Here is a 13,146-nt window from a genome sequence, read left to right as displayed (position 1 = left end):
CAAAAAGTGTGCATTTTAAGTTTTTAAGTTTGATCTGTAATCATCCAATTAAAACTAAAATTATGAAATCAAATCTTTTTATTTCCGCGCTTTTTGCCACTGTATTTTCTTTTGCCAGCTGTAATTCAGCTAATGCAAATCCAAAAAATAAAACTGAAATCGAAAAACCAGTTTCGGCTGCAACGACTAAAATACAAGTGGCACTTTTACTGGACACATCAAGCAGTATGGAAGGATTAATCGATCAGGCCAAATCGAGATTATGGAACATCGTGAATACGTTGACGACTTTAAAATATGAAGGAAAAACTCCGGATATCGAAATCGCCTTGTATGAATATGGAAATAGCGGCTTATCAGAAAAATCAAATTACATCAGACAAATTACGCCGCTTTCAACAGATTTAGATTTGATTTCGGAACAATTATTTGCACTTAGAACCAATGGCGGAAATGAATATTGCGGTGCTGTAATTCAGGATGCGACAAAAGAATTAAAATGGGAAGCAGAAAATAACAGCATGAAACTGATTTACATTGCCGGAAACGAAGGATTTAATCAGGGAAAAATCAGCTATAAAGAAGCCATAAGCAGTGCTTTGAAAAATGATATTTATGTAAACACGATTTTCTGCGGTAATAAAACAGAAGGCATAAACATATTTTGGAAAGACGGCGCTGACCGTGGAAAAGGAAAATATTTTAATATCGACGCCAATCAATCTGTTGAATATATCGCAACGCCATATGACGATGAAATCACTAAATGCGATGAAAAAATGAACAAAACCTACATTAATTATGGTGCTAAAGGCGAAGCCAAAAAAATGAATCAGGTTATGCAGGATCAAAATGCAAAAAAGGTTTCAAAGGCGAATTATACAGATCGTGCCGTAAGCAAATCAAAAGCGGTTTATAAAAATGAAAGCTGGGATTTGGTCGATAAAACAAAAGATGATGCCGCAGCACTTTCAAAAATTAGAAAAGAAGAATTACCCGAAGAACTTCAGGGTAAATCGACTGAAGAATTGCAAAAAATTGTGGCTGAGAAAACGAAGGAAAGAGAAACGATTCAAAAAGAAATTAGCGTATTGGCAAAAAAACGTCAGGCTTATATTGATACCGAAGCCAAAAAAACCAAAAAGCAAGACGATCTTGGCAACACGATAAATACTTCGATAGTTGCTTTTGCAAAAGTGAAAGGTTATACGGTTGAGAAATAAATCCTGCTGCAAATCCCGAAACATGAAAAAGAAAATATTCTTTTTGCTTTGGCTGAGCATTTTTGGTCTAAGTTTTGCCTGTAAGAATAAAGAAGAAAAACCAGAAATCGTTAAAAATTCAAAACCGGTTTACTCCTACGAAGAGGAACTAAAAAGTGAGATAACTGAGATTAGGAATTTTTTGGGGAAAACTCCTAAATACAATTCAAATGTTGTCTTCTTATTAGATATGAAGATTGAATCTGGAAAAAACCGGTTTTTTGTTTATGATTTAAAACACAACAAAATACTGAACAAAGGCTTAGTTGGTCACGGTTCCGGATCTGAAACCGGAATTGCCGGAAAACTGCAGTTTAGCAATACAAAGGATTCTAATTGCAGTTCGCTTGGCAAATATGCAATTGGCAATTCTTATTTTGGAAGCTTTGGAAAAGCATACAAATTATACGGTTTAGACAAAACAAATAGTAATGCTTTTGATCGAAATATTGTACTTCACAAATATGCAGATGTTCCTTTTGAAGAACAAATAAATCCTATTTGCAATAGTTTGGGATGCCCAATGGTTAACGAAAAGTTTTTTGGCGTAATTGAAAAAATGATCGATAGTTCTAAAAAGAAAATCATTTTGGTAATTTATTATTAAGTTAAACCAACCTAACGCCCGTTTTTGTTATCTATACTTTTATAATAACATTTTAAATTATACTCCGATGATTAAAAAACAAGCAACAGCGCTCTTATTATTGTTAGGCATTTTTGTCTTTGCGCAAAAACCAATTTTTACCACTGCAAAAGTAAAAGCGGCAACGGTATATTTTAATGCTGCCGAAATTTCTCAGACAGCAAATACAACTTTACCGTTAGGAACAAGCGAAATTGTGATTAAAAATGTTGCAGTAAATTTAAATGAAAGTTCTATTCAAATTGGTACGCCGGCAAGTGTAACAGTTTTATCGGTTCAGTTTACCAATAATTATATTTCAGAATATGAAACCGATCCTAAATCGCCTTTATTGAAAAGAGTTCGTGACAGTATTGTTTTGGTTCAGAAGGAAATTCAGAAAGTAAATAATACTATAAATTCTGAATCAAAAACCATTCAGTTATTAGATAAAAACCAACAGATTTCCGGCGTAAATTCTGGATTGAATGTTGCCGAGTTAATGAAAATGGTAGATTATTATAAAAGCAAGCAGATAGAAATTGCAAACAATATTAATACGCTGACAGAGAAAAAACAAAAGCTGGACGAAACGCTTCAAAAGCTAAACAACAAACTTGAAGTTGACACAAGCAAAGAAGAAAAAACTTCCTCTGGAAAACTGATTGTTCAGGTAATGAATAGTGCAGCCGGGCCGGTTCCTTTAGAAATATCTTATTTAACTAATAACGCTGGCTGGTCTCCTTTTTATGATTTACGCACTGAAAGTGTTGCAGCTCCAATTAATATGATGTATAAAGCACAAGTGGTTCAAAACACAGGAATTGACTGGAAAAAAGTAAAACTGACTCTTTCAAGCGGTTATCCAAATCAAAATAATCAAGCGCCAATATTGAGTTCCTGGTTTCTGGCGAATCAGGTATACGATAATGAAATTGTGACTATAGGATATGGAACACAGAGAAAAAAGAACCAGCTGCAGGGAAGTGTTTTTAAAGATAAAATAGCAGGTGTCCAAACGGAAATGGCTGCACCTGCGATAGCAGAATCTTCTGTTTCGAATTACACAACTGTTGCAGAAAACCAGCTTAATATTTCTTTTGATATTGATATTCCGTATGATATTTTATCAAATGGAAAAATTCACAGTGTATCCTTAAAAGAAATAAAACTTCCGGCAACGTACAAATATTATGCTGTTCCAAAAGTGGAAAATGACGCATTTTTACTTGCTGAAATTGCAGATTACAGTAAATACAATTTACTGCGAGGCGAGGCGAATATTATTTTTGAAGGAATGTATGTTGGCAAAACATTTATTGAACCAAATCAAACCAGCGATACTTTGAACTTAAGTATGGGACGCGATAAAAAAGTATCTATCAAACGTGAAAAAGTGGCGGATAAATCGGGAACCAAATTTTTATCTGCCAAAAAAGAACAGACTTTTACTTTTGATATTACAGTAAGAAATAACAAAAAAGAAGCGGTTGAATTGCTTTTGAAGGATCAATATCCGTTAACTACAAATAAAGACATTGAAGTAGAATTACTGCAAAGTGATTCGGCAAAAGTAAATGCCGAAACCGGAATATTAACCTGGCAATTGCAGTTGAAACCAAATGAAACTAAGAAATTCAGAATTAGTTACAGAGTGAAATATCCAAAAGATCAGACTTTGAATTTATAAACAGATAACATTTTAAACACAAATTCCACAAATTTTCACGGATTGATCTGTGTTAATTTGTGGAATTTGTGTTTATAAAAAGCCTTCTCCCGAAGCCTCGGGATCGCTCAGGCTGACACTTGTGTTATGGTGCCGGATCTGGAATTATCGCCTGAACGTGATTAATTTCGGCTATGATTTCTTTTGATAAAACTACATCAATTGTGGCAATATTTTCTTTTAACTGTTCCATTGTTGTTGCACCAATAATAGCACTTGTCAAAAATGGTTGTTGCAAAACAAATCCCATTGCTAATTCAGTTAGCGTTAATCCATGTTTTTTAGCAATTTCCTGATACAATTTTGTTGCCTGTGTACATTGTTCGCTTTTATAACGCGTGTATTGCGGAAAAAGATTAACTCTCGCATTTGGATGTGCTTCACCAGTTAAAAATTTACCCGTTAAAACTCCAAAAGCTAAAGGTGAATATGCTAATAATCCAACATTTTCATATTTTGAAACTTCTGCAGAACCAACTTCAAAAAGACGGTTCAATAAATTATATGGATTTTGAACTGTTTTAATTCTTGGAAGGTTTTGATATTTACTTTCTTCCAAAAGACGCATCATTCCCCATGCATTTTCATTTGAAACGCCAATATGTTTAATTTTTCCTTCTTTGATTAACCCGTCAAACGTTTCCAGGATTTCTCTAAAATGATCTTCCCAGGCATCTTCATAACCATTAAAACCACGCTGCCCAAAATAATTGGTCTTGCGTTCAGGCCAATGCATTTGGTATAAATCAATATAATCAGTTTGAAGACGTTTTAAGCTATTTTCAAGAGCATATTTGATACTTGCCGGAGAGAAATCTCCTTTTTCTCGCATATAGGTGAAATTCGGGTTTGGTCCTGCAATTTTAGATGCTAAAACGATTTTATCACGATTCCCGGATTTTTTAAACCAGGTTCCAATAATTTTTTCTGTGCTTCCGTAAGTTTCTTCACGTGCCGGAACAGAATACATTTCGGCAGTATCAAAAAAGTTTACACCTTTTTCAAGCGCATAATCCATTTGTGCGTGGCCTTCAGCTTCTGTATTCTGCTGGCCAAAAGTCATGGTTCCAAGATTTATTTTACTAACTTTTATATCGGTGTTTGGTATTGTAGTGTATTTCATTTTTTTTAAGGTTCTAAGGTGCTGAGTTGCTAAGATTCTAAGGTTTTTATTTTGATGCTTTTTATTAGTTTCAAAGTTTTAGAGGCGCAAAGGTACAAAGGGATTTTGCAAATCTAAATTTGACAAAGGTTAAAAAAAGTACAAGATTTTTTTTAAGGGGCTAAGGTTCTGAGGGACTAAGATTCTAAGTTAGATTTAGAATAATAAAAAAGGGTTCAAAGTAAAACTTTGAACCCTTTTTAAAAATCTTAGCATCTTAGTCCCTCAGAACCTTAGCAACTTAATTTATGCTATTAAGCATTTCAGCGATTTCATCTAATCTTGGTGTTAAGATGATTTCGATTCTACGGTTTTTAGCTTTTCCTTCCGGAGTGGCATTACTTGCCAAAGGAGAAAATTCGCTTCTTCCTGCTGCTGTAAGTTTTTGTTTGTTGATTTTATTGTTTTCGCTCAAAATAGCTACAATTGCTGTTGCTCTTTTAGTCGATAAATCCCAGTTGTTTGCAATTGGTCCAGAACCAGCGTACGGATCATCATCTGTATGTCCTTCGATAAGAACGGAAAGATCCGGATTATCACCCAAAACTTTTCCAAGTTCTACAACGGCTCTTCTACCTTCTGTACCAACAGCCCAGCTTCCTGAATTGAAAAGTAATTTGTTTTCCATAGAAACATAAACTTTTCCGTTTTTCTGTTCTACTGTCAAACCTTTACCTTCAAAACCGTTCAGGGCTTTAGATAAAGTTTCTTTTAGCTTGCGCATTGCTTCTTCTTTAGCGGCAATCATATCTTCAAGCTCTTTTAAACGATTTGCTGTTTTATCTAAACGTGCTTGTTCATCGGCCAATTTTTTAGATTTTGCTTCTAGTTGAGCAAGCAAATCACGATTTTTAGCCATATTACTTTCTAATGCATCGTTGCTGTTTTTCTCTAATGCATTATAAGAATCCTGCAATACTTTGTATTTCCTTTGCTCAGCAGCTAAATCAGCTTTTTGTTTTGCAAGTTCATCTTTTGTTGCCGATAAATCTTTTGTTAGTTTATCGCGGTCTAATTCTAGCTGATTTTTTGCTGTTTTTAAATCCGCATTTTCGTCAGTAATAGAACGGTTTTCTTTTTTTAGATCTGAATATTTAGTTTCGAGATCATTGTAAATCTTTTTGGATACGCAAGAAGTTGCAGACAATGCTAAAACTACTAATCCGATGGAGGCTTTTTTAATCATTTTACTTTTGTTTTTTATTTGGGGCGTATTAATTATTCTAAATATCTTAATTCTCAAATTTAAATTCCAAAATGCTTCATAGTTTTATTAAAATATGAATTTAAATCTTTGAACCGCAGTTCTCTTTCAACAAGAACAATACCAAACTTTATTCAATTTCAACTAAAACCGGACAATGATCTGAGTGAACAGCATCTGGAAGAATAACAGCGCGCTTTAAACGATGACCTATTACTTCACTCACTAAATTATAATCAATACGCCAGCCTTTGTTATTTCCTCGGGCTCCCGCACGGTAACTCCACCATGAATAATGATGCGGATCTTTATTAAAATGACGGAAACTATCGATAAAACCAGACTTCATAAAACCATCAAGCCATGCACGCTCTGCAGGTAAAAATCCCGAAACCGTTTTGTTTCGAACGGGATCGTGAATATCAATCGCTTCGTGGCAAATATTGTAATCCCCGCAAATAATAAGATTCGGGAGCGTAAGTTTCAATTCATTAATATACGCTTGAAAATCATCCATAAACATAAATTTATGATCTAATCTTTCGATATTAGTTCCAGACGGAAGATATAGACTCATTACCGAAATATCATCAAAATCAGCCCGTAAGTTTCTGCCTTCAAAATCCATATGATGAATTCCAGTTCCATAAACTACTTTTTTAGGTTCTATTTTAGATAATATTGCAACGCCGCTATACCCCTTTTTTGTTGCCGGATAATAATATTGATACGGATAGCCGGCAGCCGTTATTGCCTCAACAGGAATCTGATCCTGAGTAGCTTTTATCTCCTGAAGGCAGATCACATCTGGATTTGCTGCCTGAAGCCATTCAATAAAGCCTTTAGTAATTGCAGCACGAATTCCGTTTACATTATAAGAAATAATTTTCATCTGGATATTTTTTTTAGGATTCCAAATGTAATAAAAAAGAGGAAAGTTTGTAATTGAATAAAGGAAAAGTAGAGTTTTTTGTTATCTTTGTTCGCTGCTCTAATAAATTAAAAATAGTACATGGGTTTAGTTACCGCGAAAGAAGTTGCAAAGGCAATAAATGTTGAGAAGTACGGAGTGCTTGGTACTTTCTCAGGCTGGATTCTTATGAAGGTTCTTAAGATCTCTACCCTTAATAAAATTTACGATCATAATAAACATTTAGAGGATGTTGCGTTTTTAAACGGAATTTTGGATGAGATGGAAATCAAATTCGAAATACCTGAAGAAGATTTAAAACGTTTACCTAAAGATGGCGCTTATATAACCATTTCAAATCATCCGCTTGGAGGAATTGATGGTATTTTACTTTTGAAATTAATGCTTGAAAGAGAACCAAATTTCAAGATTATCGCTAATTTCTTATTACATCGAATTGTTCCGTTAAAAAAATACATCATGCCGGTTAATCCTTTTGAAAATCATAAGGATGCCAAATCGAGTGTTGTTGGAATCAAAGAAACTCTGCGTCATTTAAGTGACGGAAAGCCTTTAGGGATTTTCCCTGCCGGGGAAGTTTCGACTTATAAAGACGGGAAATTAGTTGTAGACAAGCCTTGGGAAGAAGGCGCTCTAAAATTGATCCGAAAGGCAAAAGTTCCGGTTGTACCGATATACTTTCATGCTAAAAACAGTAAATTATTCTATTGGCTTTCTAAGATAGATGACACTTTGCGTACTGCAAAACTTCCGTCAGAACTGCTTACACAAAAAGATCGCGTTATTAAAGTTCGTATTGGAAAACCAATTTCTGTAAGCGAACAGAACGAAATAGAATCATTTGAAGAATACTCAGAATTTTTAAGAAAGAAAACTTATATGCTGGCCAATCCTTTTGAAAAGGACAGCAAATTACTGGACACTGCCAGTTTAAAAATACCAAAAGCGCCTAAAAAAATTGTTACGCCGGCCAACGAAACAAAAATGATCGACGAAGTAAATGCGTTGAGAAATAGCGATTGCAGGCTGCTACAAAGCAAAAACTACGAAGTTTTTTTTGCCAGAGCAAAAGCAGTTCCGAACATTCTGCATGAAATTGGCCGTTTACGTGAAATTACTTTTCGTGAAGTAGGCGAAGGAACCAATGAATCTATTGATTTAGATAAATTTGACCAATATTATCACCATATGTTTTTATGGGATGATGAAACCAAAAAAATTGCCGGAGCTTACAGAATGGGACTTGGTTCTGAAATTTACCCAAAATACGGAATTGAAGGCTTTTATCTCAATGATCTTTTTAGATTCGAACCGGAATTACACGATATGATGCACAAATCGATCGAAATGGGACGTGCTTTTATCATTCGTGAATATCAGCAAAAACCAATGCCTTTATTCTTGTTATGGAAGGGAATTATTCACACCACATTGCGTTATCCTGAACATAAATATTTATTAGGCGGCGTAAGTATCAGTAATCAATTCTCAGATTTCTCTAAATCATTGATGATTGAGTTTATGAAGTCTAATTATTACGATCCGTATATTGCACAATACATTCACCCGAAAAAAGCATATAAGGTAAAACTGAAAGACGCTGACAAAGACTTTATTTTTGACGAAGCTGAATCTGACTTAAATAAGTTTGATAAAATTATTGACGAATTAGAACCAGGAAATTTACGTTTGCCTGTTTTAATTAAAAAGTACATCAAGCAAAATGCACGTGTCGTTGCTTTTAACGTCGATCCTTTGTTTAACAATGCTATTGATGGTTTAATGTACATTAGAATCGCAGATATTCCAGAAAGCACTATGAAACCCGTTATTGAAGAGTTTCAAATAGAACTAGAGCGTAAATTATCTGAGAAGGAAGATTAATCAGATTTACTTCAAATAGAAAAATCCCATTTGCTTATACAAATGGGATTTTTTATTTACAATTTTTGTTTAAAAACTAGTTCGTTTTACTTTCCAGGATTAAAACCAGCCTTTCTTACCAACCTGGTAGGTTTGATAAAAATCTTCATCTGATTTTGTCAGGTAAATAATTCCTTCGATTAAACCAATTATACCTCCTACTCCGCATAAAAGGCCTAAAATAAGCTGAATAATTCCTTCTTTGCTATATCCTAAATAGAATTTATGAATTCCTAATGCTCCTAATAAAATGGCTAGAATTCCAGCAACAACTTTTTTGTTTTCTGGTTTTGGTCCTCCAAATTCTGATTGTGTATTTTCCATAGTTTTATTAAAATTAATGTTCAAATTAAAAAATAATCGGGCAAAAAAAATCCCATTTGCTATGCACGAATGGGATTCAATATGTTTTAGAACCAGCCTTTCTTACCTACTTGGTAAGTTTGGTAAAATTCTTCGTCTGATTTTGTCAGGTAAATGATTCCTTCAACGAAACCAATCATGCTTCCAATTCCACAAGTAACAAGAGTAATTACTATTTGAATAATTCCTTCTTGTGTATATCCTAAGATAAATTTGTGAATTCCAAATCCTCCTAATAAGATCCCAAGAATTCCGGCAACAACTTTTTTATTTTCTGCTTTTGGTTCTGATGGTGTATTCCAAGATTCTGGTTTTGTAGTCTCCATTTTTATATCGTTTAATTTTAATTAAAGTTCAGCTTTTCCAATTTCATTGACTTCGTCAAATTCATTTTTAGGATCTGGTCCATATTCATTTACACCTCTATCGCCTTCAGTAGCAAGCAAAATAATGTTGTAAATTGGAATAAGTAGAAACCATCCGCTTTTACCTGTATCATGCAATCTTCTAACACCAACTGCAATCGAAGGAATTAAAACAGCCAGACTATAAACATTTGCAATCAATGCTAAACTAGGCGCAAGTAATCCCATGATAAAACCTAAACCAAAACTTACAATAAAATTTGCCAAGAAAAACATCCAATATTCTTTTCTTCTTGCTCTTCCATTAAAATTTGCATAGTTTTCAAAAACCACTTTTTTGTACCATTCAATCATAATTAATAAATTAGTTCGTTTATCCCTACTCTTTTTAGGATTTTCAGTTTCTCCTTATTTAAAATTTTGTTAAAAAAATTGGAAACAATATTAAACAAAATTAATTTTAAAAACTAATTATACACATTACTTTTACAGAAATGCCTTGTTATTAAAATCTAAAGTGATTTTCTCAAAATTAAGAAGTAATTAAATTCTGATATCAATAATTACTTAGAATAAACTTTTTTTATTTTATCTACAATAACCTGCGCTAAACGCTCGTGACTTTCAAAAGTCCATCCGGCAATGTGAGGTGTTAAAATCACCTTTCGTCCATCTAATAGATACTGAAAAGCTTCGGGAGTATTTTTATCCTGAAAAAGTGTTTCAAAAGATAATTTTTCATATTCCAAAACATCCAAACCAGCGCCAAGGACTTTCCCTGCTTTCATTGTCTCGACCAAATCGGCGGTAACAATGTTTTTGCCTCTCGAAGTATTAATTATCCATATTGGTTTTTTGAATTCGTTAATAAATGCCGAGTCCACCATTTTATCGGTTTCAGGCGTCCACGGAATATGCAGACTCAGCACATCTGTCTTTTCCTGAAGTTCCTTTAATGAAACTTGTCTGGCATTTTCGTCTCCCATATTATCCTGAATGTCATAACATAAAACGGTAACATCAAACCCTCTAAGCTTTTTTGCAAATGCTTTACCCATATTTCCATAACCAATAATCCCTACCGTTTTTCCATCAAGTTCATGGCCACGATTACTTTCTCTATTCCATTGTCCTGAGCGAATTTCATAGTCGGCAATATTCAATTTATTAAAGAGAGAAAGAATCATCCCTAAAGTATGCTCTGCAACTGCATTACAATTCCCTTCGGGAGCAGCAATTAGTTCAATATCTTTAGATAAGGCGTAATCACAATCAATACTTTCTAAACCCGCGCCAACCCGTGCAATAAACTGCAAATTGGTCGCTTTGTCTAAAAATGTTTTATCAATTTTAAATCGGCTTCGAATTACAATTCCGTTATAATCCTGAATTTTTGCTTCAATTTCTTCTTTGGAAGATTTAAAATCGGCGTGATTTTCAAAACCGGCTTCTTCCAGTTGTTTCCAAAGAATGGGATGATTGCTGTCGATATGAAGAATTTTTATGCTCATTTTTTTTATTTTAACTAAAACAAAAATACAGTAATTCTTTAAAAGTTACTTTAATTATTAATCTCGCAAAGTCTCAAAGCGCAAAGATTTATTACACGCATTCGTAACAGCTTTAGGATGTAGATTGAACTAATCTTTTTTAATAATATAGTATCATTAAAAAACTTTGTCCCTTTGCAGCTTTGTCCCTAAACTTTTTTTATTGGTCAGATTTTTTTTAACTTTGAAAAACAAGCCTCAAAGAAATTCTCTCTTTTTTAAATCACACAATCTTTCTAAAATGAAATTAACCAAGACTTTTAAAGCCTTTTTTGAAAACGAAAAATCAGGAGGAATGCTTCTATTATTTGTCACGATTATTTCTTTGTATGTGGCAAATTCGTCTTATGGTCCAGAATATATTGCTTTTTGGGAAAAAGATCTGGGCGGACACTCGATCACACATTGGATCAACGACGGATTGATGACCATTTTCTTTTTATTGATTGGTTTAGAGCTGGAACGCGAAATTTATCATGGCGAACTATCGAATATAAAAAATGCTTCGCTGCCTATTATGGCTGCTTTTGGCGGAATGCTGGTTCCAGCCGCCATATTTCTTGCTTTAAATTTTAAAACGGCAACGCAAAATGGTGCAGGAATTCCGATGGCGACAGATATTGCCTTTGCGATTGGAATTTTATCTCTTTTAGGAAACAAAGTTCCTGCGTCTTTAAAAGTCTTTTTAACTGCACTTGCCGTTATAGACGATTTGGGTGCTATAATTGTCATTGCTGTTTTTTACACTCAATCAATTGCATTTTTAAATTTAGGAATTGCATTAGGAATCTGGATTTTATTATTTGCTTTAAACCGAATGAAAATTTACAACCTGATTCCGTATTTAATTGGAGGCATCATAATGTGGTACTTCATGCTAAACTCTGGAGTTCATGCAACAATAACAGGTGTTATTTTAGCATTTGTGATTCCGTTTGGAGACGGCAGCGAAAAATCATCATCTTATAAATTACAGCATTTTTTACACAAACCTGCAGCGTTTATTATTCTGCCTTTGTTTGCAATTGCCAATACTTGTATCGCCATAGAATCTGACTGGCATGCCGGATTAAACCATCCTAATACATTTGGAATTATTCTTGGTCTGGTAATCGGAAAACCTTTAGGAATTGCTCTTTTTTCTTCCATTGGAGTAAGCGCCGGTTTATGTGCGTTACCGAAAAACTTAAGATGGGCGCATATTTTGGGTGCCGGAATGCTGGGCGGAATAGGTTTTACAATGTCTATTTTTATTACGCTTCTGGCTTTTAAAGATCCTGAAACAATTCTTTATTCTAAAATATCAATTATTATAGCCTCTGTACTTTCCGGCGTTCTCGGATTTGCTTATTTAAAGTTTGTTCTCTCAAAAAATAAAAGCGCTTAATTTTTGGCACACAGATTTTCGCAGATATAAACAGATTTAATTTTTAAAAATAACCTCAATTCGAAAAATGAAAAAGTATTACTATTTACTATTTAGTTTTGCCTTGCTTTTTTCTTGTAACGACAAAAAAAACGCTTCTGAATCTCCTGAACCTGCCATTTCAAAAAATTCAGTTACTTTAGAAAAGCCATTTGACAAAAAATGGATAGAAGGCACTTATGAAACTAAACCCGAGGAAAACGATTCAGGTGAATGTAGACTCTTATTAGAAATAACAAAAACAAAAAATGGTTATGCTTATTTCTTAAAAACAAAAACTAGAGAACTTAAAGGAATTGCAACTTTTAAAATCCAAAAATATGGAGAAAAATATTTGATTTTAGAAGGTATAAAATGGGATGAATATGAAGGCGACATAAGCCATGAAGAAGAAAATGATTCTATTTCGGATTCTAAAACATCTACAAAAGAATTAGAAATCCCAGTTGGAATCGAAGCCGGTTATTCAAAAGACACGCTTACTATTCAAAATTATGGCAACTCGATGAATTCTTATACAAAGCTTTCAGAATGTGGGAGGAAATATATTCAATTAATTAAATCTCAAAAATAAAATTCCAAATTCCAATTTTCTCCACAATATTG

The 13,146-nt window shown here is 33.7% G+C and carries 13 protein-coding genes; 6 read left to right on the top strand and 7 right to left on the bottom strand.

The features are described from left to right. Positions 1-62: 62 nt before the first annotated feature. The 3 genes from ASD98_RS02660 (at position 63) to ASD98_RS02650 (ending at position 3,577) form a co-directional block, all read left to right on the top strand. Positions 63-1,223, top strand: a complete 1,161-nt coding sequence (locus ASD98_RS02660) for a VWA domain-containing protein (RefSeq protein ID WP_056199836.1) — start codon at positions 63-65, stop codon at positions 1,221-1,223. Positions 1,224-1,245: 22 nt separating this feature from the next. Beyond that, complete coding sequence (locus tag ASD98_RS02655; protein WP_056199916.1) at positions 1,246-1,869, top strand: murein L,D-transpeptidase catalytic domain-containing protein; 624 nt, start codon at positions 1,246-1,248, stop codon at positions 1,867-1,869. A 67-nt stretch (positions 1,870-1,936) separates the two neighbouring features. Then, positions 1,937-3,577 (top strand): DUF4139 domain-containing protein, encoded by a 1,641-nt coding sequence (locus ASD98_RS02650; RefSeq protein ID WP_082577781.1) that lies wholly within the window; start codon positions 1,937-1,939, stop codon positions 3,575-3,577. A gap of 124 nt (positions 3,578-3,701) precedes the next feature. Here ASD98_RS02650 and ASD98_RS02645 read toward each other — a convergent pair whose 3' ends face one another. The 3 genes from ASD98_RS02645 to ASD98_RS02635 all read right to left on the bottom strand — a co-directional run bounded on the left by ASD98_RS02645 (position 3,702) and on the right by ASD98_RS02635 (position 6,874). After that, positions 3,702-4,739, bottom strand: coding sequence for an aldo/keto reductase (locus ASD98_RS02645; protein ID WP_056199833.1), 1,038 nt, complete (start codon positions 4,737-4,739; stop codon positions 3,702-3,704). Positions 4,740-5,019: 280 nt separating this feature from the next. Beyond that, entirely contained in the window at positions 5,020-5,964 is a 945-nt protein-coding gene (locus ASD98_RS02640; protein WP_056199830.1) for an OmpA family protein, read from the bottom strand. A gap of 148 nt (positions 5,965-6,112) precedes the next feature. Continuing rightward, the gene (locus ASD98_RS02635; protein WP_056199827.1) at positions 6,113-6,874 is read right to left on the bottom strand and encodes an exodeoxyribonuclease III; all 762 of its coding nucleotides are present in this window, start codon (positions 6,872-6,874) and stop codon (positions 6,113-6,115) included. Between the two features lie 120 nt (positions 6,875-6,994). Between ASD98_RS02635 and ASD98_RS02630 the strand changes: the two genes are divergently transcribed. Beyond that, positions 6,995-8,797, top strand: a complete 1,803-nt coding sequence (locus tag ASD98_RS02630; protein ID WP_056199824.1) for a lysophospholipid acyltransferase family protein — start codon at positions 6,995-6,997, stop codon at positions 8,795-8,797. A gap of 99 nt (positions 8,798-8,896) precedes the next feature. Here ASD98_RS02630 and ASD98_RS02625 read toward each other — a convergent pair whose 3' ends face one another. The 4 genes from ASD98_RS02625 to ASD98_RS02610 form a co-directional block, all read right to left on the bottom strand. After that, entirely contained in the window at positions 8,897-9,160 is a 264-nt protein-coding gene (locus tag ASD98_RS02625) for a TM2 domain-containing protein (RefSeq protein ID WP_056199821.1), read from the bottom strand. 86 nt (positions 9,161-9,246) lie between these two features. Next, positions 9,247-9,525 carry a TM2 domain-containing protein gene (locus ASD98_RS02620; RefSeq protein ID WP_056199818.1) on the bottom strand — a complete coding sequence of 93 codons (279 nt, stop codon included), beginning with the start codon at positions 9,523-9,525 and terminating at the stop codon, positions 9,247-9,249. Positions 9,526-9,546: 21 nt separating this feature from the next. Then, positions 9,547-9,918 (bottom strand): DUF805 domain-containing protein, encoded by a 372-nt coding sequence (locus tag ASD98_RS02615; RefSeq protein WP_056199815.1) that lies wholly within the window; start codon positions 9,916-9,918, stop codon positions 9,547-9,549. A gap of 209 nt (positions 9,919-10,127) precedes the next feature. Further along, positions 10,128-11,075, bottom strand: a complete 948-nt coding sequence (locus tag ASD98_RS02610; RefSeq protein WP_056199812.1) for a 2-hydroxyacid dehydrogenase — start codon at positions 11,073-11,075, stop codon at positions 10,128-10,130. Between the two features lie 280 nt (positions 11,076-11,355). Between ASD98_RS02610 and nhaA the strand changes: the two genes are divergently transcribed. Together nhaA and ASD98_RS02600 are read left to right on the top strand one after the other, a co-directional pair. Next, complete coding sequence (gene nhaA / locus ASD98_RS02605) at positions 11,356-12,501, top strand: Na+/H+ antiporter NhaA (protein ID WP_056199910.1); 1,146 nt, start codon at positions 11,356-11,358, stop codon at positions 12,499-12,501. Between the two features lie 67 nt (positions 12,502-12,568). Beyond that, on the top strand, positions 12,569-13,114 hold the full coding sequence (locus tag ASD98_RS02600; protein WP_056199810.1) for a hypothetical protein: 546 nt from the start codon (positions 12,569-12,571) through the stop codon (positions 13,112-13,114). Positions 13,115-13,146 lie beyond the last annotated feature (32 nt).

The organism is Flavobacterium sp. Root186 (assembly GCF_001428525.1).
GTDB lineage: Bacteria > Bacteroidota > Bacteroidia > Flavobacteriales > Flavobacteriaceae > Flavobacterium.
The sequence above is the reverse complement of the archived record's forward strand: the minus strand, read 5'-3'. Positions and strand labels throughout refer to the sequence as shown.

Bases quoted from the DNA above. Each gene is read 5' to 3' on its own strand.
- ASD98_RS02650 (WP_082577781.1), top strand. From the start codon at position 1,937: ATGATTAAAAAACAAGCAACAGCGCTCTTATTATTGTTAGGCATTTTT.
- ASD98_RS02660 (WP_056199836.1), top strand. From the start codon at position 63: ATGAAATCAAATCTTTTTATTTCCGCGCTTTTTGCCACTGTATTTTCT.
- nhaA (WP_056199910.1), top strand. From the start codon at position 11,356: ATGAAATTAACCAAGACTTTTAAAGCCTTTTTTGAAAACGAAAAATCA.
- ASD98_RS02645 (WP_056199833.1), bottom strand. From the start codon at position 4,739: ATGAAATACACTACAATACCAAACACCGATATAAAAGTTAGTAAAATA.
- ASD98_RS02600 (WP_056199810.1), top strand. From the start codon at position 12,569: ATGAAAAAGTATTACTATTTACTATTTAGTTTTGCCTTGCTTTTTTCT.
- ASD98_RS02610 (WP_056199812.1), bottom strand. From the start codon at position 11,075: ATGAGCATAAAAATTCTTCATATCGACAGCAATCATCCCATTCTTTGG.
- ASD98_RS02630 (WP_056199824.1), top strand. From the start codon at position 6,995: ATGGGTTTAGTTACCGCGAAAGAAGTTGCAAAGGCAATAAATGTTGAG.
- ASD98_RS02620 (WP_056199818.1), bottom strand. From the start codon at position 9,525: ATGGAGACTACAAAACCAGAATCTTGGAATACACCATCAGAACCAAAA.
- ASD98_RS02615 (WP_056199815.1), bottom strand. From the start codon at position 9,918: ATGATTGAATGGTACAAAAAAGTGGTTTTTGAAAACTATGCAAATTTT.
- ASD98_RS02625 (WP_056199821.1), bottom strand. From the start codon at position 9,160: ATGGAAAATACACAATCAGAATTTGGAGGACCAAAACCAGAAAACAAA.
- ASD98_RS02640 (WP_056199830.1), bottom strand. From the start codon at position 5,964: ATGATTAAAAAAGCCTCCATCGGATTAGTAGTTTTAGCATTGTCTGCA.
- ASD98_RS02655 (WP_056199916.1), top strand. From the start codon at position 1,246: ATGAAAAAGAAAATATTCTTTTTGCTTTGGCTGAGCATTTTTGGTCTA.
- ASD98_RS02635 (WP_056199827.1), bottom strand. From the start codon at position 6,874: ATGAAAATTATTTCTTATAATGTAAACGGAATTCGTGCTGCAATTACT.